Below are 20,944 nucleotides of genomic sequence, written 5' to 3' on the forward strand. Positions count from 1 at the left end.
CATGGATGAATTCAAGACTTCACGTCGCTACTTGTTGCAAGGTGCGGCCATCACCGCCGCTGTAGGGTTTACCGCACCGGCGCTGGCCCAATCGGCGACGCCGGGCGCAGCGCCGGCGGCGGCACCGTTGCGCAACCCCCAGGGTGGTTTTCCCAAACCGCCGTTCACCGAGCAGTCCCAGCCGTGGCCGGGCCTGGCAAGCAAGATGGACCCGCGGCCAGACCACGGTGAAGACAGCTATGAAGGTTCGGGCCAGTTGGCAGGGCGTCGTGCGCTGATCACCGGTGGCGATTCCGGTATTGGCCGCGCTGTGGCAATCGCCTTCGCCCGCGAGGGGGCCGATGTCGCGATCAATTACTTGCCCACTGAAGAGGCCGACGCCCAGGAAGTGGTGAAGTTGATCCGCGGTGCCGGCCGCAAGGCCGTGGCCATCCCCGGCGACCTGCGGGACCCGGATTTTTGCCGCAACCTGGTGCAGCAAGCCAATACGGCCTTGGGCGGCCTCGACATTCTGATCAGCAATGCTGGCCGCCAGCACAGTTACGATTCGATCCTGGATATCCCCGACGAACAGTTCGATTGGACTGTTAAGACCAATCTGTACGCCATGTTCTGGGTGACCAAGGCGGCGGTGGCAGTGATGCCGGAAGGCGCAGCCATTGTCTACACCGCCTCGGTGAACGCTTACGACCCCTCCAGGAACCTGCTGGACTACGCGATGACCAAGGCCGGGATCGCCAACTTCAGCAAGTGCCTGGCCAAGCAGTTGGCTGACCGGGGTATCCGCGTCAATGCGGTGGCCCCGGGACCGTTCTGGACGCCGTTGCAGGTCAGCGGCGGGCAGACCATGGACAAGCTCAAGTCATTCGGCAGTGACACACCGTTGAAACGCCCGGGGCAGCCTGCGGAAATTGCCGGGCTGTACGTGCAACTGGCCTCTGCTAAATCCACCTACGTGACCGGCCAGGTATTTGGCGCCTCCGGTGGCGCCGGGCAGCCTTGACCCATGCTCCACGGTGGGGATGGCGGATAGCTAGCATCGACCGCCACCCCCTTTGGTGAAACACTCGACGCCTCTAACGCAAGCGGGGGTGTCGTGGACATTCAATGGCAGGAGCTGCAACCGATTCAAGGCGACGTCATCGTCATCGAAGACGACCCGATACTTCGGGAGCTGATGGTCGACATCATTGAACAGCTCAACGCACGCTGCGTTGCGTTCGACAATGCCGACGACGCCTTGATCTACATGCTGAAGCCCGACAATCCGTTCGCTTTGCTCATCGCCGATCATGGGGTGCCGGGCACCATCCAGGGCATGGAGCTGTCGACCATGGTTCACCAGAGGTGGCCGGACGTGGGCATCATTCTCACCTCCGGCTACCTGCTGGATGTCTCGGCGCTGGCGCCGAACATTGTCTACCTGCTCAAGCCGTGGTCGCTCGATGGTCTGGTGACCACGATCGCCGGCCTGGTGCAGCCAGGCGTCGCGCTGCACAAAACCGCAGGTTGACGCTTTGCACGGGTTTTAATGCGCCGCTTGCCGAGTGGACGCCGTGCGTTGGTCGATCAGCCGTGCCAGCCACAGGCACAACCCGAATGCCAGCAAGGCCAATGCGGTGAGCATATGGATCATCGCTTCGCTGCCCAGCGTGGAAATCAAGTAACCGCATGCAATGGGTGCGACCGCCTGCGCCAGCAACGCCGGGCGCGCCATGCGCCCGGACACCACGGCATAATCGGCCGGGCGCACCACCACCAAGGGCAGCGTGCTCTTGACGATCGCCCGCAGGCCGTTGCCCGCCCCGTAGCACACCAGCCCCCAGGCGACCAGGCTGGGGGCGAAGTCCACCACCAGCAAGCCGATGGCCGTCATGCCGCTGGACAGCAGGGCGGTGAACAGCGGTGCCTGGCGTTTGAGCACCAGGTCGATTACCCGGCACAACACCTGGGCGGGGCCCACCAGCGCGGCCAGGCCAATGGCCGATGCCAGGCTGTGCCCACGGGCTTGCAACACCGTCAGCAGGACGATGGAAATGCAGGTCATCAGCGCGGCGGCGATGGCGAACAGGGCCGTCATTACCCAATAGATGGACGGCGACAGAGGCTCGCTGTGTTCAGGTTGAGCCTGATGAGGAGCAGGGGCGGCGACGTGCGCCGGCAGCGCAAAGCGGTACAACGGAAACAGCGCCACCAGCACCAGCACCGCGAACGCGCCGCACGTGCCGCGCCAGCCCAGCAGGTGCACCATCAGCGCCAGCAACGGCCAGATCACGGTGGTGCAGAAGCCGGAAATCAGGGTCACGCCGACAATGATAGGGCGCGCCTGCATTCCGTAGGTGGCGCCCAGTGACGTGAACAGCGCGTCATAAAGCCCAGTCGCCATGGCCGCGCCCAGCACCACCCACGCCAACAGGTACACCGCCAGGTTCGGCGCCAGGGCCACCATGGCGAGGCCCACGGCCATGATCAGGCCATGGGCAGCGATCACCTTGCGCCCGCCGACCCGGGCGATCAGGCGCCCCACCAGCGGCGACAGCAGGCTGGCCACCAACAGGCCGATGGAGGCGCCGCCCAGCACCCATTGGTGGGACCAGCCGGTGTCGTGCGCGATGGGGTCGGCCAGTACGCCGAGCAGATAGAACGAGCCTCCCCAGGAGAGGATTTGCAAAACCCCCAGCAGGGCGATTCGGGCAGGGCCCGGGCGTGGGGGCAGGGTAGCGGTGTTCACGCGATGTCCTTGGTCAGCAGAGATGGAGGGCCGTCAGCATGCCGTGCGCGTGCGCCGCGGTCCAGCCAGACCATGGTGGAGGCCGCCAGGGCCCGCCCGACGTGTCTGTTTCCGAACTCTGCGCGACGCTTGGGGGTCACAACCGATGCACGTTGCAAGGACCTCGACCCCCAAGGAGATGAACATGCCTCACGCACCCCGCACGATGTTCAACCGTACCTGCCTGGCGGCTTTGCTGCTGGCCGGAGCGTCACTGGCCCAGGCCGATGACCTGCTGCTGGTCGGCAACAAGGACGGCGCCAGTGTGTCGGCACTGAGCCTGGAGGACGGCAAGCAGGTGCTTCGCCTGCCCGTGAGTACGGGCCCCCACGAAGTCATCGTCGCCGCCGATGGGCGGCTGGCGGTGGTCGGCAATTATGGCGCCCAAGGCGTCGCCAACAACCGCCTGAGCGTGATCGACTGGGCCTCGCGCAAGGTGGTACGTACCATTGACCTGGGCCAGGATTCCCGCCCCCACGGTATTCGTTTCTTCCCGGACAATCGCCGCGTGGTGGTTACCACCGAGGACAGCGAGCGCCTGCTGGTAGTCGACCTGGAACAAGGCAAGGTGCTGCAGCGCATCGCCATTGGCGGCGGGCAGCCGCACATGGTCGTGCTGTCGCCTAGCGCCGACCGCGCCTACGTCACGCACGTCAAGGGCGGCAGCCTGTCGGTGGTGGACCTCACTCGGCAGCGCAAGATCGCCACGGTGCCGACCGGCAACAGCACCGAGGGTATCGCCATCAACCAGGCGGGCACCCAGGTGTGGGTGAGCAACCGCGAAGACAATGACGTGGCGATTGTCGATACCCGAACATTGAAAGTGACTGACCGGATCAAGACCGGCGCATTTCCCATTCGCATCGTGATGACGCCCGACGGCAAGTATGCGCTGGTGACCTGCGCGAAATCGGCGGAACTGGCGGTCATTGACGTGGCGCAGAAACGCGAGGTCAAGCGGGTCAACCTGGCTTTCGAGGGTGCCAAGTACCGCCAGACCCTGCTGGGGGCGGCGGCGCTGCCGATTGGCGCCGTGGTGTCCGATGACGGCAAGCGCGCCTACGTGGCCATTAGCGGTGGCGACGAAGTCGCGGTGATCGATACAGCCAGTTGGACCGTGCAAGCCCGCTGGCCGGCCGGCCCGGAACCGGATGCGCTGGCGCTCGTGCCGCAAGCGTGATGGGCTGGAACCCCTGGCGGCTGTCGCCTCCGCCAGGGGTTTTCACGGGAGCAGGGGGGGCCGAGCAGCGAGCTGGGCCAGACGTTCCACCTGAGTGAGCCGTTGTCGAGTGACATGGGATGGCATCAGCCGCATCGATATTCACTATGCCGCCAGGTGTTTTTTCCATCCGGCCCGGTGGCCGTAAAGTGGGCTCCATGTTCTCCCAACCTCATCAGGAGCTCCACCATGAAACCTGTATTGACCTTCACCCTCGCATTGTCCCTTCTGGCCACCGGTAGCGCGTTCGCCACCCCACAGACCGTCACCAGCCATGAGCGCGCCACCGTTGCCCAGGATGGCGCCGAGCACGCCCGTGACCACAACCTGCGCATGGCCGAGAGCGGCAGTGAGCATGTGTTGCCGCGCCAGCACATGGACCGTCAGGGCGTGATTTATGTGGCTGAAGTGCGCAAGGAGTTTGGCTCGCAGTACCAGCGTTATTGAGAAACAGGCTGCTGCCACGGCCCTGACAGGTTCAGGGCCCGGGCAGGCCTGGCCTTGGTGCTGGCCTGACGGTTGCGCCACGCCCCTGACTTTACCGGCGGCGGTAACGTTGGGTGAGCAAGCGCGCCAGTGTGACGCCGACGATGAACGCCGCACCCACTGCGCCCCACAGGGCGGCCGGCGATGCCTTCGTCGCAGCCGGGTCGGGATCTGGGTGCTCGTCGTGTTCGGCGCTTGGCTCGCTATCCGAAGGCGTGTCATGAGAAATGAACCGCTGCTCCTGCAACTTCAGCGCCGCGCCCTCGACGAGGGTCAACGTCAGGTCCTCGATAACGCCCGCGATGCGATCTGTGTAGACCGGGGCGCCGGTGGCGTCCAGTTCGTCGTAGATAAACTGCTGCCCCTCCAGCCAGCCGACCGCGGTCAGCAGTTCGGGGCTCAAGTAGTACTTGCCATCAAGGAAAAAACCGGTGAAGCGATGTGCGTTGTCATGGCCTTCTACGGTGTAGCGTTCGCCTGCTCGCATTCCTGTCGCTGAGTCGATCATGGCTGTAGTCTCCTGTTGTTGTTCTGGTCCAGCGAAATACCCTCGACACCTGCAGGCGCTGGTTTGCCAGCGCCCACGGGAGCATCGGTGCCTCAATAAACCGGCAGGCCGACGACGTCGTCCGAGACGGGGATCTCGATCCCGGCTTTGCCCGGCGTGAGGATGACCTTGCGGCAGTCTTCCTCTTTCTTGTCAAAGATCTTGTAGCCCTCCGGCGCCTGCTCAAGGGACATGCGGTGGGTAATGATGGCTTCGGGGGTCAGCTTGCCCGCTTCGATGATGTCCAGCAGTTCCGGCAGGTAGCGTTGCACATGGGTTTGCCCCATGCGGAAGGTCAGGCCCTTGTCGAATGCGTCGCCAAACAGGAACCCGTGGATGAATCCCGAATACACCCCGGGCACGCTGACCACGCCGCCCCGGCGCACCGCGGCGATGCACTGGCGCAGGGCCTTGCCGCTGCTGCCTTCCAGTTTCAGCGTGGCCAGCACGGTTTCAGTGGTACTGCCCTTGGCTTCAAACCCCACGGCGTCCACGACGCCATCGACGCCGCGCGACCCCGGGGTTTGCCGAATGATGGTGTCGGCGGGGTCATCGTCTTCATCGAAATTGATCGGGATGACGCCATAGGCCTGTTGTGCGTAGGCCAGCCGGTAGGCGTGGTGGTCGACCATGAAGATGCGTTCGGCACCCAGCATCCGGGCCACCGCCGCACACAGCAGGCCCACGGGCCCGGCACCATAGATGGCGATGCTGGAGCCTGCGCCGATCTGGGTGTTGGTTACCGCCTGGTAAGCAGTGGGCAGAATGTCGGAAAGGAACAGCACCTTCTCGTCCGACAGGGTGCCGGGCACCTTGAACGGGCCGGTATTGGCCTTGGGAACCCGAACGTATTCCGCCTGGCCACCGGGAATGCCGCCATACAGGTGGCTGAAGCCAAACAGCGCGGCGCCTGGCGGGATGGCCTTCTTGTTGATGATGGCTCCGCGCCCGGTATTGGTGGTTTCGCAGGCGGCGAAGAGGTCGTGCTGGCAGAAGAAGCAACTGCCGCAGGCGATCACGAACGGAATGACTACGCGGTCGCCGCGCTGAACGGCGGTCACGTCGCTGCCGACGTCTTCGACGATACCCATGAACTCATGCCCGAATATATCACCGTGCTCCACGGTGGGAATCTTGCCCCGAAACAGGTGCAGGTCCGATCCGCAGATCGCTGTCGCCGTCACCCGCAGGATGATGTCATCCGCCGCCTCGATGACCGGGTCTGGAACGGTGTCGACCTTTACGTCGTGTGCGCCGTGGTACGTCAATGCTCTCATGGTGCGTCTGCCTTTTGGTGGGTGGCTTTAAGTGCAGAGGAGGCGGGCAGCCGCGAAGTTCAAAACACTCGAGGAACAGGCGATTGATGGTGCTCCGCCCGCCAGGGGCACCCGCAGCGGGCGCACTTAGCGGTGCAGGGTGATGGGCACCGACTTCGCCGCTGGCACCTTGCTGCGTTCAGCGTGGTGCCATAGCGGTACCAGGGCGTTGCATTCCGGGTAATACGCCGCCGCGCAGCCGGCAGGTATGTCGTAGGCGATGATCTGAAACGGTCCGACCTCACGGCGCACCTCGGGCTCGACGGCGGTACGCAGCCGAACCCAGTCGCCGGCCGCGAGGCCCAGGCGGGCCACGTCGTTGGGGTTGAGGAAAATCACGCTGCGGGTGCCTTTCACCCCTCTAAAGCGGTCATCGTAGCCATATACGGTGGTATTGAACTGGTCATTGCTGCGGATCGTCATCAACCGCAACACGTCGCGACGCTGCGGGCTGACGGCCACATCACTGTCTTCGTCGAGGCTGCGCGGGGCCGTGAACTGCGCCTTGCCCGAATCGGTCTGCCATTGCCGCTGGCTGGCGGGCAAGGGACGATGGAAACCGCCGGGCTCCCACATGCGGGTTTCCATGTCATGGAACATCTCCGGGTAGGCCTGGCTGATCGCCTGGCGAACCAGGGCGTAGTCGCGGCGCCAGGCACCCCACGGGATAGTCGTGCGGCCCTCGAGCGTGGCCTCGGCCAGGCCGGCGATGATTGCTACCTCCGAGCGCAAGTGCTCGCCGGCGGGCGCGCTGGTGCCTTTCCAGCCATGCACGCAGCCGGTGCTGTCTTCGGTGCTGTAGGTCTGCACCACGCCGTCCTGGCTGTCGAGTTCGATGCGGCCCAGGCAGGGCAACAGCCACGCCCGTTTACCGGGTACCAGGTGTGTGCGGTTGAGCTTGGTCGCGACTTCCACGTGCAGCTCAAGCGCCGCCCAGGCCGGTTCGATGCGCTGGGTGTCCGGCACCGCCCGCAAAAAATTGCCGCCCAGGCCGATAAAGGCCTTGATGCTGCCATCGATCACCCCGGCGCAGGCATCGACGGTGCTGGTGCCTTTACGCTGCGGTACCGTGAAGCCGAACAATTGCTCGATCTTGTCCACCGGCACCTTGGCCGGGTCTTCGGTAATACCCACCGTGCGCTGACCCTGCACGTTGGAGTGGCCGCGTACCGGGCAAATGCCGGCGCCCGGCTTGCCCAGGTTGCCGCGCAGCAGCAACAGGTTGACCAGCATCTGCACGTTCTCGACCCCGTGCCGATGCTGGGTCATGCCCATGCCATACACCACCATCACCCGCTGGCTGCGGGCATACACCGTGGCGGCCGCCTCCATGGCGCTGCGGTCCAGCCCCGACCGGTGCTCAAGCTCGGCCCAGTCGTGGCGTTCGACCTCGGCCACGAACGCCTCGAAGCCCTGGGTGTGTTCGGCGATGAACGCATGGTCGAGGACTGCCGGCAGTCCCTCTGCGATCGCCACCCTGTCCATCTCCAGCAGGTGGCGGGCGATGCCGATGACTGCCGCGGTGTCGCCGCCAATGGCGACCTGGTGATACTGAGTGCTGATGACGGTTGATTCGGGCCCCAGCATTTCGATGGGCGACTGTGGGTTGACGAAACGCTCCAGCCCCCTCTCGCGAATGGGGTTGAACGTAATGATCGGCACCTTGCGTTTGCGTACTTCCTGCAGCGGATGCAGCATCCTGGGGCTGTTGCTGCCCACGTTCTGACCAAAGAAAAACACGCAATCGGTGTGCTCGAAGTCCGCCAGGGTAACGGTACCCACCGGTACGCCGATGCTCTCCTGCAAGCCCACCGAGGTGCTTTCGTGGCACATGTTCGAGCTGTCCGGCAGGTTATTGGTACCGTACGCCCGCGCCAGCAACTGGTACATGAACGACGCCTCCAGCGACGCGCGCCCGGAGGCATAGAACACCACCTCATCAGGCACACGTTGGCGCAGGTGGCCGCCGATTTCCTGGTAGGCCTGCTCCCAGGTGGTGACGAGATAGCGGTCGGTGGCCGCATCGTACCGAAGGGGGTGGGTGAGCCGGCCATGTTGTTCAAGGGCGTAGTCGGTCCAGGTACGCAATTCGGTCAGCGTATGCTGCGCGAAGAATTCCGGCCCCGTCCGGTAGGACGTCAGTTCCCACGCGGTGGCCTTGGCGCCGTTTTCGCAGAACTCCAGCGCATGGGGGTCGCCAGGTTTTGCCCAGGCGCAGCCGACGCACGCAAACCCCTTGGGCTTGTTCTGGCGCAGCAGTGCCAGCGGCGCCCGCTGCAACGCCTGCTCGCGCCAGAGGATGGTCATGACCGAATGCGCGGAGCCCCAACCACCGGATGCATGGGTGTAGGGCTTGTAGCGGGGTGTGGGGTGAAACAGCTGCATGGCAGGGTCCTCGGCGAGCTTCGTGCTATTACGAAGCGTGCGCCGAGGTGATGGTTCAATGCGCGAGATGGAAGGCGGCTTATTTGTCCTTGCGCGCATCCAGGGTCTTCTGGTGCTCGGCAAGAAACGGTTGCTCTGCCACATCGAAGCGGTCAATGCCCGCGGTGAAGCGGTGCCAGTAAGGGTACAGCGGCTGTCGCCGGGTGGCGGCTTCGATACGGGCCTTTTGTTCCGCGGTGAGCTTGAGCGCTGTGGCGGCCAGGTTGTCGTGCAGATGCGCTTCGGTTCTGGCGCCGACAATCAGCGACGTGATGCCGGGCCTGTCCTTCAACCAGGCCAGGCACACCCGTGCCACGGAGACGTCGTGCTCGTCGCCGACGCTCGCCAGGGTTTCGATGATATCCAGGGCGCGCTCCTGATCATGCACATAGGGTTCCGGCCAACCGCTGCCTTGGCGTGTATTGGCGCCCGGCGTGCGGCCACGCCGGGTGGTACCTGTCAGCAGGCCTTCGCCCATGGGGCCCCACACCAGCGTACCGATGGACTGGTCCAATGCCAGCGGCAGCAACTCGTACTCCGCTTCTCGCGACTCGGGGGTGTAGTAGATCTGCTGGGTGATGGGTTTGAGAAAACCGTTGAGTTCAGCTTTGCCCAGGGTTTTCATCATCTGCCAGGCGGTGAAGTTACTGGTGCCGAAGTAGCGAATCTTCCCAGCGCTCACCAGATGGGTCAGGGCCTCGAGGGTTTCTTCGATCGGCGTCAGGCCGTCCCAGTTGTGGAGTTGATAGAGGTCCAGATGGTCCGTGCGCAAGCGCTTCAGGCTGGCCTCGCAGGCCCTGATCAGGTGGTAGCGCGACGAGCCCGAGTTGTTCGGGTTCTTGTCGACGGGGCTGCGGCCCTTGGAGGCCAGGAGGATATCGTTGCGCTTTTCCCCCAGTGCCTGGCCGACCACTTCCTCGGCCAGGCCGTGGGAGTAGAGGTCGGCGGTATCCACCATGTTGACCCCGGCCTCGAAGGCGATGTCGAACATGCGCTTGGCCGTGGGTACATCCACCGCCCCGCACTTGGCAAACTCGGCACGGCCGCCGAAGGGCACGGTGCCCAGGACGATTTCGGATACGAGCAGGCCTGAATCACCCAGTTGTCGGTATTGCATGTTGCCTCCCAGATTATGTGACACGTGGTTTTTCTGAGGGGCGAGGCGCGGATTAGTTTGAATTTATTATGGGGCAGTCACTGGGCAGGGGCGTCGAAAATGCTTTCGATGGGCATGGTAAACAGCCTCGCGATGTGAAACGCCAAGGGCAGGCTGGGGTCGTAGCGGCCATTTTCGATGGCGTTGACGGTCTGCCTGGAGACGCCCAGGCGCTCGGCCAGGTCCTGTTGCGACCACCCCTGTGTGGCGCGCAGTTCCTTGAGTCTGTTCTTCATTGGTAGCGGCGCCTGGCCAATCTCAGGCCAATGATCCACGTAAGCCCCATTACCGGCCACACCCATAGCCAGGGAATGTGCGGCGCGCCGATGTTCTCCATGAAGCCGTAGCTGAAGGTCAGCAGGGCGGAAGCGGCGAAGGCAAAACCGAGGGCTTCGAACTGGATGCGCAGGTGCATTTCATCCAGGCGGCGCAATTGGCGGACCACGGCCCAGCAGATGAAAGCGGCGGGGATGACCGGGGACAGGGTGAGCGCGGTTCGGGTGATGAGGCTGGCGTCCTGATAGTGGGCCAGGGCCAGGACCGATGCGATAAGCACTACCACATAGCAGGCCAGGGCGGCGCCCATTTCGTAGAGATAGGTTTTCATGAGGGGTCTCGATGTAAAGTTGGCTTTACATTAGAGGGTGGCAGACTGAATGTAAAGCAAGCTTTACTTCCATGCGCTATGGCTAGTCACGGCACGCCTGGGAATGATACGGTCTGGCCTTTGACGTTTTCAGCTTCCACCTGATCAACCCATGGAGCAATGGATGAAACGCAACGGACGCCGCAAGCGAGCCCGGGAAAATATTGGACGAATGATCGCCAGGATTGACGGTGGCGATGAACAGCATGGTTCCAGGCTTGTGCGGTTGGCTAGCGTGGGCTTTCAGATGGCCCGGGGCCTTGTGTTGAAAACCTTCGGCGAGAAGGGCGGGGCGAAGGTGTTGTAAATGAGCATTCCGGTCGGACTCGCGCAGGTGCCTGTTTTCAACGTGGCATGGCCGATCACATTTTCGGCTTCCCACAAAACCAATGCTCAGACAGAATGCACCCTCTGTTCCGGGGTAGTTCAGCGGTAGAACACTCGGCTCCTACCCGGGTGGGCGCTGGTTCGAATCCAGCCCCCGGACCCACTCATTCGCAAGGTCAGTAGGGCACATGTCCAGGGAAGGCAGGGAATCCGGCGCATCGGCCGGCGTGAACGCGGGTTATGCGGTGTTCCAGTTATGCCGAGCGTTGACCGCGTCAGGTCACGATCACGCTGCAAACAGCCGCCAGCGGGTGGAACGCTGGCAGCAGGTGGTGCAGCACCTGGTGCAGGGTTCGGCGCAATATGGCTCACGTACTCCCTTGGCGGATGTGCCCGCATGGGTCACGCTGGAAGTGGTGACCGGTGGCTTCGCGACCGGTAACTTTCTGGCCGGTGGCGCACTGACGGAAGACGAGCGCCGGCTGGCCGACGCTATTGCTGGCGTGCGGCCGGGCTGCGAGCGGCTCGACCTCAATGCCTGGCACCTGACCGATGAAGGTATCCACTCGCTGCAAGCGCGCCTGGCGAGTGGGGATTATCGTGTCGATGTGCCTGAAGAGGCTGCTTTGCTCACAGTCGCCTGGCTGCTGGGCCGAGAGCGCACGGAACAAGCCCGCCGCCTGATCGAGTCGATCGCGCCTTTCTTCGACCGTTTGCGTTTTTTCCCCGCGCCCTCCAAGGGGCCAGCGCCCACATCTGCTCAGGTTCAGGTTGTCGCTGCCGGCGACGTCAGGCAGCAGCTCTCGCGGCAACCGCCGCAGAAACGGGTGGCGGTGCACAAGCGTGTGGTTGAAACGCTATTGCCGCTTTACGATGCCGCGGTCTCGCTGTTGCTGCAGACCTGCGAAGCGGGCTGGCCTCTGCGGGTCTACCCTGAAGGGTGGTTCGTACAGGCAACGACGCTGTGCAACCGATTCGATGCGACCCATGGCGTCGGCAAATGGTCGAAGGAGCGGGCAGGGGAGTTGTACGCAGTGCTCCGCCAGTGCGTGCGTGACCCTGCCATGCTGACAGGACGGCAGGTGGGACGGGTTCGGCACATCATCAATGGCTTCGTGGCCAAGCATGGCCATCCCGTGTCCGAACGCCACTTGCACAAACGCTCAAGGCAACGCGCTGATGTGGCCGCCCCTGAGCACCACTTGATCGCCAGGGCGGTGTCTGATCGGCTTGACGGTTATCCAGCGTTGGACGGCATCGATGATTTCGCGCCTCTGCTGCGCCCCATTTCCCGTGAAGAAGCGCAGACGTACCCCGTGGCCGAGGGCACCGATGTTCCTTGCGCCGTGCGTCGACGTCTTGAACGATGCCGCAGGGGCACCATCGCCGAACTGATCGACGCACGCCTGATCAGCTCCGCGGATACTATCGCGCAAGTGCTGCCGGCCATGACGGCCGATATCAACAATGCCGGTTTCGATGATGAGGCGTTGCGCAGGCTGGCCATCTGCACGTATCGCGCGTTCCGGCGCCGCCGTTCGCTGCTGTTGCTGAACCTGCAGAGCCAGGTGAAGATCAGCGAATTGCCCTGGGTTGCCGCCGTCGAGGCTGAGCGAGGCGGCGATGCCTTCGTCGTGCAAGGGGCGAAACAGGCGTTGACCGACGCTGCGGTGACGACGCTTCGTGCGTTCCCACAGGCCATCGTGCCGAACAAGTTGATCCAGGAGTTCCGCTCGCTGGCGGCCACGGCGAAATTGGATGCCCCGTGGGTGGAAGAGGTCGCGGCCGACATTTTCATGGGCGCGTTCTCGGATAAATACGCGCAAGCCGCCAAGCGCGCCGCCAGGGTGTTGAAGGGCACGCTGTATGCTCGTTACTACAGCATCGACACGGAGTGGGTCATGGCGATGACCGGCGATGTGTTCGCGAGCCATTGTGCTGTGCGCGCCAACCGTGCCGAAGCCAGGGGCGGTGTGGCCGCGAACGGAACCATCATCGAGCAACAGCAGATTCTCACGACGCAGAACCTGGCGGTTCTGTTCGACGAACTCGGCCTGCGTGACCTGCTCCAATCCCACCTGGGCGCGATGGCCTTGCAATGTTTTCGCTGGATCTGCCGGCGGCAACAGGTACACATCGCGCACTATCATGCGTACCTGGTGACGCTCAAGAACACGGCGTACGCGTGGCGGCAGATGCTGTTTTACCTGTCCATGCTTGAGGAAGGTGGCAGGGCAAGCGCCCTGCAGGCCATTGAAACGCATTTCGCCGATCAACCGGCCGTGTTCCGGGAAAGGTTTCTGCCGGCCATGGTCGGATTGCGTGTGGCGGTTGCGGGAGACACGTTGACGGTAGCCCATCAGGTGGCGACAGGGGCGAGGGTCTTTCTCGGCTGGACGATTGATCGGCATTGGTTGATGCCACCGCCGGACAAACCTCCGGGGCTTCCGGACTGACCAACCGATTACCGTCACGCTCCAGAATGTGTGTGACTGCAGCAAGGCTGCGTATCTGAGCGTGTTTAGCGAATGTCGCCCTTCAGACCTGAAAAGTACCGGCGGGTAGAGGGCGGTCAACCTGTCCAAACAATACTCAACACCGCATCCGCAAAATCGGCCGGTGCTTCCTGCGGCACGTTATGCCCCACGCCATCGAGAATCACCCGGCGAACGGGCCCGGTAAACATGCTCAGCGCCGTTCGTTCATCTTCGATCGGCCTCACACCGTCGTCAGTGCCCGCCAGTATGACCGTGGGTACCGAAATCAACGGTTGCCGCGCTAGCTGCCGCTGTATAGCCGCATACTGCGGATCGCCTTCGACCAAGCCGAAGCGATGTCGATAGGAATGCGTGACGACATCGACGAAATCGGGATTATGGAACGACCGGGCGGTGGCCTGGAACTGCTGGTCACTGAACGTCCACAACGGGGACCATTGTTGCCATAGCAGTCGGCAGAATGCGTCCCGGTTCGTGTCGAGCCCGGTGTAGCCGCGGTCACTGTGCAGGTAGTACTGATACCACAGGCGATGCTCGGCTTCAGGCGCAGCAGGCTTGCTGGCCGTTGCGATGTCCTGGATGTTGTAGCCGGGCTCGCAACTGACCAGGCCGACCACCCGCTGCGGCCAGAGCGCTGCGACAACGCAGGCGGCCCTGCCGCCCCAGTCAAAGCCGGCGAGCACCGCGCGCTGGATTTCGAGGGCATCCAGCAGCGCCAGCAAGTCGGCACCCAGTGCGGCTTGCTCGCCGGAGCGCAGCGTACTGGGTGAGATAAAGCCCGTGGCGCCGTAGCCGCGCAGAGACGGGATGATGCAGCGGCAACCGGCCGCGGCAAGGCGCTCGGCGACATCGTCGTAGGCGTGGGCGTCATAGGGGAAGCCGTGCAACAGCAACGCCACGGGCCCGTCGGCCGGGCCTGTTTCCCGGTATGAGATTTTCAGTACACCGGCGTGGATTTCTTTCACAGCGTCGTCCTCGGCAAGGGTGTCTGCATCAGACCGCACGGATGACAATTTCGTCATTCTTGCCGGGCCGAAAATCGGTTTAATAAAACACACCGATCAAACCAGGAGGCTGTATGACTTTCACGATGAAAAACTGTGCGATGCGGGCCAGCTTGCTGGCCTGGAGCTTGGCTGGCAGCACGGCAATGGCCGCGACGGCCGAGGCGCCCCCGGTTCCCGTCCTGGGTACTGCCGAGGTGCAGGCCACGACCACCGCGAACCCCCAGCAACCCACGGTGCCCTACGCCAACCTGTGGGCCGATGCCCAGGGCCACACCCATGTGGCCAAGTGCGAACTCAACGGCATGAAGCTGCTGAGCTATGCGCCACCTGCCGCGCCAGAATGGTTCGGCACACCCCCCGAAGACATCCAGAGCATTACCTATGCGGTGCTGCCGGTGGGCTACGTGGGCTCCTGGCATCACGCGCCAGGCCCGCAGTGGGTCGTGACCCTGTCCGGCCAGTGGTCGGTGGAAGCCACCGATGGGCAGACGCTGGTGCAGGGGCCGGGGGATTTTCAGTTCAACGCGGATACCTCCTCGTTCGCCAGCACGCCCGGGGGCAAGGTGGGGCACATTTCCAGGACGGTGGGCAACGTTCCCAACGTGCAGCTGATCATCAAGCTCAAGCCGCGTGCCGGGGTGGTGTATGCGGGCAAACCATGTGCCGTCTGAGGTGGGCGGCTGATGTTCGTTGAACTATTGGTTACAGCGATTTGACTAACATTGTGCAGTCAGCCCTGGCCAGTGGCCAGGGCCATTTCTCAACGATGCACTTGCAGACGAAGGTCGGTGAAATCATGAAGCGTGAACAGATCGAAGGTGTTGCAGAAAAGGCCGCCGGTAAAGCCCAGAGCGCGGTAGGGCGGCTGCTTGGGGACTCGCAACTGGAGGCTGAAGGCGCAGGGCACCAGGCTGCTGGCCAGGTGACCAAGACCTACGGCGACGCGCTCGATACCGTGTCGGCTTTTGTCAAAGAGAAGCCGGTGGCAGCCCTCGCGATCGGGGCAGCGCTGGCGCTGGTGGTCAGCCGCCTACTGCGCCGCTGAGCAGCTCCCCCTTCCAGGCCGCTGCCGGTCAGGTGTACGAAGCCAGCAGTTGCTGCACCTCTTCAAGCCCAGGCGCGTAAGCGCCTGCATGGCTGCAGGACACTGAAGCACAGGCCGCTGCGAAACGCAGTTGCGCCTGTGCTTCGTCAATGCCCAGTACTTCACACGCCAGCCATCCCGCCATGCAGGCATCCCCAGCGCCCACGGTATCGGCGACCTCCACGGCAATCGCCGGTTGGCTGTATTGCTGGCTGCCGATATGCAGGACCATACCGGCCTCACCTCGGGTAAATAGCACGCGAGCCGCTGGGTTGAGGGCACGTAGTGCGTCCAGCGCCTGCTCCTCCGTGCGCCCAGGGTAGATCTGGCGCAGGTCCTCGTCCGACAGCTTGATCAACTCTGCCAGCCTGACCATGGTGGGGAACGTGTGCTCGAGGTAGTGCGGGTCCATGAGGTTGCGCCAGTTGGGGTCAAAGCTGATACGTTTGCCCGCTTGCCTGGCCTGTTGCGCGATGCCCACCAGGCGGTCGGCCAGCGGTTGGCGCGCCAGGCTGATGCAACTGAAATGGCACCATCGGGCGGCGTCGAGCCAGCCTTGGGGAAGGTGGTGGGGATCAAACCGCAGGTCGGCGTCACCGGCGAAAAAATACCGGGGAGGGTGGCTGGAGGCAACGATCGCAACGAGTGGATCGCTGTCGACGCGCTGGATGAACCGCATGTCCAGCCCGGCGGCGCGGGACTGGTTCGCGATTTCATCACCCAGTGAGTCCTGGCTGATCGCCCCGGCGAACGCGGCCTGCACGCCCAGGCGGCTCAAGCTGCGGGCCACATTCCAGGGCGCGCCGCCAGGGTACCCTTGCCAGTGTCCAGGCGAGCCCTGGACGATATCGGTCAGGGCTTCACCGAAAACGATTACGTGGGGCAGTGACATGGTTTCTCCTGCTTCAAAGGTAGAAAAGCAACGGGCGGGGATGCGTTTACGCTGTTGTCGTTGAGGAGAACGCCCACGGCGTCGCGCCCGCTCCAATAGCGGTGTCACCTCGACAACTTGGCGGCCGGTGCAGCGCAGCGGCCGACAGGATTTCGCGCTTGAACTGCAGGGTCACGTCACGGCCGGGCAACTGCTCGGGATGGTGGTTCCGGCGGGCAAGGGCATAGGAGTAATTGTGCTCGTACCGGCGAAAACCCTGGTCGGCGGGCGGCAGGATGGCCTCGAACTCAGCCAGCGGCTGCTCGAACAAGGCACTACGGTGATCAGGCATCGGATACCCTTTTTATCATTGTTCAGGGCGCTGGCAGGCTAACCATACGTGGGCCTTGGCCGGGTGGCTAGTGTCGAGTTAACGTGGTCTCGATACTTTTTTGCCTGTCAGGGTGAGGGATTGCTGAGGCTCAAGCCCACGACGCTGGCATTGCGGCCCAAGCGCCTGGGCCTCGAGCCGACGCAGTAAAGCGGGGGGCATCGGGGCACCCCACGCCTCGATTCACCGTTACCTGTTCATGCAGCCCCTAGAGCGCCTTGAGCAGGCTGTTCAGCGCCACGAAATACGACGACGGCAGTGCATGGGCCTCATTGTCATCGGTGTGGGCCAACAGCGCGTGGGCGTGAGTATGCAGCCGTGTGCCCAGGGCGCTGACGCACAGCCGTACCGTGCGCCGGTCAGGTTGCTTGCGCAGGCGTTCCAGCAGTTGCTTTCGCTCAAGCTGGTCGACGACGGTGGTGATTCCGGACGCGGAAATATTCAATGCATCGCTAAGGTGGGCGGGCAGGCTGGCCTGGTTGTTGACCAGCAGATCCAGTACGTGGAATTGCGTGATGCTCAGGCCGCAGGGCTCCAACCGCTGGTTCATCAAATGTTCAACCGTTTTGCGCGCGCGGTTCAGTGAAAGGTAGGACTCGAGATAAGGCGCATTCATTGAAAAAGACCAGCAGGTTTAAAGACAGACACAAGGGCCGGCAATGATGAGCCGGTTGCAAAGAGGGGCCGTGCGTAGAGTACGCCGAAAGTGTGTTGTGTTAAACGAACCTTCGCTTGATAGTGCATTACTGGAGCTGTAACGATAAGGGTAGGCACCTTGATGGGTAGTGTGGAAGTGTGATCGCTTCTGCAATGATTCGTGACAGGCTCGAAGTTGTCAAATAGTCGTCCGGAGCCTGTGGTATTGTGGGGCGCTTATAGGTTTGATCGTTGATGGGTTATTGCCAGGATCGATCAATTATTGTTAACGAAGCAATGCAGTTTTTTATCAGGTGAAATAATGTTTTTGTATCGAGCGTTATTGGCAAGTGCGTTAGGGGTCGCGGCGATATCCCAGATGGCCTCGGCCGCCACCGCGCCGGTTGTTTTCGGCTGGCAGGAAAAGAGTGTCATCGAACCTGAACGCAGTACTGTCGATATGGAGCTGGACCCGACTTCAGCCACCTCGTCCCTGACCGTTCAGGACCTGGCCACTTTCCAGAAGGGCGGTGAAGACTGGGTGCGTTTCAGTATTCAAGGGACTGGCACGCTGACCGGCAGCGGCGCGGTGACCCTGGAGCGCCAAGTGCTGCGCAAGGAGAAGTCCAAGAACAGTTTCAGCAGCAGCCAGCGTCAGGTGGTGCGTCTGTCGTTGTGCATCGGCGACAAGGTCTATGCCGAAGACCTGTTGCTCAAGACTCATGGCAAGGGTACATCGCCCATCAAGCTCGGTCGCGACGTGATTGCCCACCTGGGGCTGGTGGATGCGTCGCGCACCGAACAGGTCAAGCCCGACTGCAAGGGGTGAACCTGGCAGCCGTTACTGGTTCAGGATGCCCCGGTCCCACGCCTGCTGGTTCTTGCGCGCATCCTGAATGAACGGCGACCACTGGATAAGTTTCAGCACGACACGGTTGAGCAACCTGCCCGGCAGCGTCATGGGGCGCTGCACGTCCAGGAACAACACCACGCGGCGGCCCTCGGTGTCATTCCATACCTGATGCTTGTAAGTGTCATCGAATACCAGGCACTGGCCCGCTTGCCAGTGGCGTGTTTCACCCCCCACTTCAATACGACAGCGTTCGGCCGGCTCGGGAATGATCAGCCCCAGGTGCACCCGTAAAAGTCCGTTATAAGGGCCGCGGTGCGGGGGAATATGTTTGCCGGGACTGAGGATGGAAAAGAAGGCCGTGTACATACCGGGTATTGATTCAATGGCCTGCGCAGTAATAGGGCAACGTTCGCAGTTTCCGTCGATCCGGTAACCATAGCCATACAGGAAAAAAGTCTTCCAGTGGTCGTCCTGGGTCAGGCGGGCCTGGTCCTTGGATATTTGCTGAAAACTGGGAATGGCATCAGTGTTTTCCAGCACGGCGTCGAGTTCGGCGCGGATGGCGGCCGATTGGGCTTGCAGCGACGTGGCCCAGGCAAATATGGCCGGGTCGAAGTACGGCGTGTTACCCACGGTGGAACTTCGGCGTATGAAAGTTTCAAGGCGTTTGATGATCCACAGGCCGATGGCGACGCTGGGGCGATGCTTGCGTTTCTTGTGTGGCGCCGAGGCCGACTTCGAGGCAGTCATGGGAAAAGTCCTGAGGGTGTTGAAGTACTGGGGCTCATTCCCCGCGGCGCTGCCTGAGCAGGCGCCACAACAGGGGCCAGCAGTAGAGCAGGGGGTAGCGACGCACCTGGTCGGCGCGGGCAATGGGGTGGCCCCAATGCCGCTCCAGTTTCCAGAGGGCGTAATCCACGCCACCTTGGGTAGTGAACAGTGATTTGAGCAGGCGCAGCACGTTCAGCGAGCGGCCTTGAACCTTCCTGGCCTTCCAGCGGCGCACCTGGCGCCGCCGTTGCGCCTGTTTGCTGCGGTTCAGGAAGTGGCAGCTGTCGCTCGCCTGCTGCACGGCAAGTTCTGGTGTGCGCGCGCTGGCGGTCAGCAATTGCTCGAAGTAGCGCTTATTCTGCTGGGCGATCAGCGCCGGCCGGCCGCTGTTTTCAGGGCGCAGCTCGGTGCCGTAGGTCAGTGCCAGGGCGCGTGTCCAGAAGCCTGTGCTGTCGAAGGTCGCGGGCTGCAACGGCAGGGTTTCGTTCACCAGGCGCCTGACGGCACCCTCGATGGCGCGTTCGACTCGCCCACGTGTCGCGTCGTCGCGGCTGAACACCAGGCGGCTGGGCTGGGCGAACCGCGCCCACAAGTAGCTCTGGAACCAGGTACAGGTGCCTTTCTCGAAATCGGCGACGGACACGATGGCGCACTTGGCCCGCAGTTCCATACCGTCGCCGGCAGCGGTACGGAAGAAGAATATGCTCGGTGGCAGCCAGGCGTTGGCCCACTGGCCGAGCCTCGCAGGGTGGATGTCGCGGTAGTCGTCGACCACCACATACAGGTCGATCAGCCCTTCCCCGATGGTGTCGGTGCGCAGGCAGGAGCCGTAGAACAGCAGCGCGCTGATGGCACCGCCCCATTGCTCCAGCAGTGCGTCCTTGAGCGTGTGCAGGTCGTGATGGACAGGGCGGGCCAGTTCGTTGGCCACGCACTCCCTCAATGCAGGTGTATCAGGCATGGGCGCCCGCCTTACGGGATGATGAAGCACACAGGGGTGCTGGTGGTGAGGGCAAGCGTGCCGACAACGTTGAAGATCTCGCCATCGAGCAGGTACTCACGCAGGTGTTCGATCCCCGCGCCCTCGACGTTGTGGCTCAGGTAGCCGCTGTCCTGGCGCATGGCGGTGCTGGGGCGGCCGGACCACACCGACGGCAGTGCCCGGCACAGGCGCCCGGGTTGCTGGCTGATGGCGGTGAGGCGCATGGCGGCTTTTTCGGTTCCCCAGAACGGCGTGCTGCCCATCAGCAATGTATCGAGGGTGGTCGCCAGCACCAGAAGCCAGGGTGCCTGCCGGCGGGCCTGGGGCACGGTGATGGTGGCGCTTACGGTGGGCAGCAAATGGCGGCCTTTGCGCGAGAACAGGGCCAGCACCATGCGCGCCAGGGCGGTGAGCGGCCCGGCCACGCCGCGCAGCCCGGTGGGTTTGATGTGCGCATGGAAATAGCGCACCCCTGTGACGATGGCGCCAGCGCCGAAGAACATCCCGCATTGCGCCGCCCCGGCGCCGGAATCCATCACCTGCAACACGGCCCTGGGTTGCGTGCCTGGCGCGCGGGTGCCCTGGTGCAGCCACCTGTCCAGCGCGCGGATGATCTTGGCCGGGTTGCCTCTTACCCCCATGGCCGTGGCGCTCATGTTGGTGGTGCCCGCGGGTACGATCAGCACCTGGGGCAACCGTGTGCCGGCCTCGCGCAGCAGGCTTGTCAGGGCGGCCTGCAAGGTGCCGTCACCGCCCACGACGATCAGCAGGTCCTTATCGCCCAGGCCCCAGGCCATGATCGCGGCGTCGATCTGGGGTGCGGTGCTGACCTGTGCGACCTGGGTCGCGGGCAGGCGGCCCAGCAGCGCCTGGTATCGCTGCGGGTGGCGGCGCACACGACCGCTGCGGGGGTTGAGCAGCACACCAATACGTGCGGGCCGCAGGGCAGGCAGGTTCATG

23 protein-coding genes and 1 tRNA gene are annotated in these 20,944 nt (G+C 63.2%); 10 read left to right on the forward strand and 14 right to left on the reverse strand.

Translation table 11 applies throughout. The features are described from left to right. Position 1 precedes the first annotated feature (1 nt). Both QBK88_RS24055 and QBK88_RS24060 read left to right on the forward strand, forming a co-directional pair. Entirely contained in the window at positions 2–1,003 is a 1,002-nt protein-coding gene (locus QBK88_RS24055; protein WP_277963968.1) for an SDR family oxidoreductase, read from the forward strand. A 93-nt stretch (positions 1,004–1,096) separates the two neighbouring features. After that, the gene (locus QBK88_RS24060; RefSeq protein WP_277963969.1) at positions 1,097–1,513 is read left to right on the forward strand and encodes a response regulator; all 417 of its coding nucleotides are present in this window, start codon (positions 1,097–1,099) and stop codon (positions 1,511–1,513) included. A 15-nt stretch (positions 1,514–1,528) separates the two neighbouring features. Here the strand turns inward: QBK88_RS24060 and QBK88_RS24065 are convergent, their stop codons facing one another. After that, on the reverse strand, positions 1,529–2,731 hold the full coding sequence (locus QBK88_RS24065) for an MFS transporter (RefSeq protein WP_277963970.1): 1,203 nt from the start codon (positions 2,729–2,731) through the stop codon (positions 1,529–1,531). Positions 2,732–2,915: 184 nt separating this feature from the next. Here QBK88_RS24065 and QBK88_RS24070 point away from each other — a divergent pair, with 184 nt between their 5' ends. Then, positions 2,916–3,950, forward strand: coding sequence for a YVTN family beta-propeller repeat protein (locus QBK88_RS24070; protein WP_277963971.1), 1,035 nt, complete (start codon positions 2,916–2,918; stop codon positions 3,948–3,950). Positions 3,951–4,178: 228 nt separating this feature from the next. Beyond that, the gene (locus QBK88_RS24075; protein WP_277963972.1) at positions 4,179–4,436 is read left to right on the forward strand and encodes a hypothetical protein; all 258 of its coding nucleotides are present in this window, start codon (positions 4,179–4,181) and stop codon (positions 4,434–4,436) included. 91 nt (positions 4,437–4,527) lie between these two features. Here QBK88_RS24075 and QBK88_RS30955 read toward each other — a convergent pair whose 3' ends face one another. The 6 genes from QBK88_RS30955 to QBK88_RS24105 form a co-directional block, all read right to left on the reverse strand. Beyond that, entirely contained in the window at positions 4,528–4,983 is a 456-nt protein-coding gene (locus QBK88_RS30955; protein ID WP_445764985.1) for a short chain dehydrogenase, read from the reverse strand. Between the two features lie 92 nt (positions 4,984–5,075). Then, the gene (locus tag QBK88_RS24085) at positions 5,076–6,299 is read right to left on the reverse strand and encodes a zinc-dependent alcohol dehydrogenase (protein WP_277963973.1); all 1,224 of its coding nucleotides are present in this window, start codon (positions 6,297–6,299) and stop codon (positions 5,076–5,078) included. Between the two features lie 126 nt (positions 6,300–6,425). Then, complete coding sequence (locus tag QBK88_RS24090; RefSeq protein WP_277963974.1) at positions 6,426–8,723, reverse strand: FdhF/YdeP family oxidoreductase; 2,298 nt, start codon at positions 8,721–8,723, stop codon at positions 6,426–6,428. A gap of 79 nt (positions 8,724–8,802) precedes the next feature. Further along, complete coding sequence (locus tag QBK88_RS24095) at positions 8,803–9,879, reverse strand: aldo/keto reductase (RefSeq protein WP_277963975.1); 1,077 nt, start codon at positions 9,877–9,879, stop codon at positions 8,803–8,805. 77 nt (positions 9,880–9,956) lie between these two features. Then, entirely contained in the window at positions 9,957–10,154 is a 198-nt protein-coding gene (locus QBK88_RS24100; protein ID WP_277963976.1) for a helix-turn-helix transcriptional regulator, read from the reverse strand. Next, positions 10,151–10,525: a hypothetical protein gene (locus tag QBK88_RS24105; RefSeq protein WP_277963977.1), complete on the reverse strand. Its 375-nt coding sequence runs from the start codon at positions 10,523–10,525 to the stop codon at positions 10,151–10,153. The genes QBK88_RS24100 and QBK88_RS24105 overlap by 4 nt, the downstream gene beginning before the upstream one ends. A 163-nt stretch (positions 10,526–10,688) precedes the next feature. Between QBK88_RS24105 and QBK88_RS24110 the strand changes: the two genes are divergently transcribed. From QBK88_RS24110 to QBK88_RS24120, 3 genes are all read left to right on the forward strand, one after another. Continuing rightward, positions 10,689–10,871 carry a hypothetical protein gene (locus QBK88_RS24110; protein WP_277963978.1) on the forward strand — a complete coding sequence of 61 codons (183 nt, stop codon included), beginning with the start codon at positions 10,689–10,691 and terminating at the stop codon, positions 10,869–10,871. 108 nt (positions 10,872–10,979) lie between these two features. Further along, positions 10,980–11,054 (forward strand) — tRNA-Arg (locus tag QBK88_RS24115). Between the two features lie 25 nt (positions 11,055–11,079). Continuing rightward, complete coding sequence (locus QBK88_RS24120) at positions 11,080–13,347, forward strand: hypothetical protein (protein ID WP_277963979.1); 2,268 nt, start codon at positions 11,080–11,082, stop codon at positions 13,345–13,347. Between the two features lie 116 nt (positions 13,348–13,463). Here the strand turns inward: QBK88_RS24120 and QBK88_RS24125 are convergent, their stop codons facing one another. Next, on the reverse strand, positions 13,464–14,354 hold the full coding sequence (locus tag QBK88_RS24125; protein ID WP_277963980.1) for an alpha/beta fold hydrolase: 891 nt from the start codon (positions 14,352–14,354) through the stop codon (positions 13,464–13,466). 113 nt (positions 14,355–14,467) lie between these two features. Here QBK88_RS24125 and QBK88_RS24130 point away from each other — a divergent pair, with 113 nt between their 5' ends. Further along, positions 14,468–15,067 (forward strand): hypothetical protein, encoded by a 600-nt coding sequence (locus QBK88_RS24130; RefSeq protein WP_445764986.1) that lies wholly within the window; start codon positions 14,468–14,470, stop codon positions 15,065–15,067. A gap of 125 nt (positions 15,068–15,192) precedes the next feature. Further along, a complete protein-coding gene (locus QBK88_RS24135) occupies positions 15,193–15,441 on the forward strand; it encodes a CsbD family protein (RefSeq protein WP_277963981.1) in 249 nt (82 codons plus the stop codon). A gap of 28 nt (positions 15,442–15,469) precedes the next feature. Here QBK88_RS24135 and QBK88_RS24140 read toward each other — a convergent pair whose 3' ends face one another. From QBK88_RS24140 to QBK88_RS24150, 3 genes are all read right to left on the reverse strand, one after another. Further along, the gene (locus QBK88_RS24140) at positions 15,470–16,372 is read right to left on the reverse strand and encodes a carbohydrate kinase family protein (RefSeq protein WP_277963982.1); all 903 of its coding nucleotides are present in this window, start codon (positions 16,370–16,372) and stop codon (positions 15,470–15,472) included. Between the two features lie 46 nt (positions 16,373–16,418). Continuing rightward, complete coding sequence (locus QBK88_RS30960; protein WP_445764987.1) at positions 16,419–16,703, reverse strand: hypothetical protein; 285 nt, start codon at positions 16,701–16,703, stop codon at positions 16,419–16,421. A 247-nt stretch (positions 16,704–16,950) separates the two neighbouring features. Beyond that, entirely contained in the window at positions 16,951–17,292 is a 342-nt protein-coding gene (locus QBK88_RS24150) for a MarR family transcriptional regulator (protein ID WP_277963983.1), read from the reverse strand. A gap of 465 nt (positions 17,293–17,757) precedes the next feature. Between QBK88_RS24150 and QBK88_RS24155 the strand changes: the two genes are divergently transcribed. Then, the gene (locus QBK88_RS24155; protein ID WP_277963984.1) at positions 17,758–18,207 is read left to right on the forward strand and encodes a putative ATP-dependent zinc protease; all 450 of its coding nucleotides are present in this window, start codon (positions 17,758–17,760) and stop codon (positions 18,205–18,207) included. A gap of 12 nt (positions 18,208–18,219) precedes the next feature. On the opposite strand, the gene QBK88_RS24160 is transcribed toward QBK88_RS24155, so the two are convergent. From QBK88_RS24160 to QBK88_RS24170, 3 genes are read right to left on the reverse strand one after another with little or no spacing between them, the layout of a single operon-like run. Next, the gene (locus tag QBK88_RS24160; protein ID WP_277963985.1) at positions 18,220–18,981 is read right to left on the reverse strand and encodes an aspartyl/asparaginyl beta-hydroxylase domain-containing protein; all 762 of its coding nucleotides are present in this window, start codon (positions 18,979–18,981) and stop codon (positions 18,220–18,222) included. A 34-nt stretch (positions 18,982–19,015) separates the two neighbouring features. Then, positions 19,016–19,963 (reverse strand): hypothetical protein, encoded by a 948-nt coding sequence (locus QBK88_RS24165; protein ID WP_277963986.1) that lies wholly within the window; start codon positions 19,961–19,963, stop codon positions 19,016–19,018. 11 nt (positions 19,964–19,974) lie between these two features. Further along, positions 19,975–20,943, reverse strand: coding sequence for a diacylglycerol kinase family protein (locus tag QBK88_RS24170; protein ID WP_277963987.1), 969 nt, complete (start codon positions 20,941–20,943; stop codon positions 19,975–19,977). Position 20,944 lies beyond the last annotated feature (1 nt).

Origin of the sequence: Pseudomonas sp. RIT-To-2, from assembly GCF_029623465.1 — a bacterium.
Taxonomy (GTDB): Bacteria; Pseudomonadota; Gammaproteobacteria; order Pseudomonadales; family Pseudomonadaceae; genus Aquipseudomonas; species Aquipseudomonas silvicola.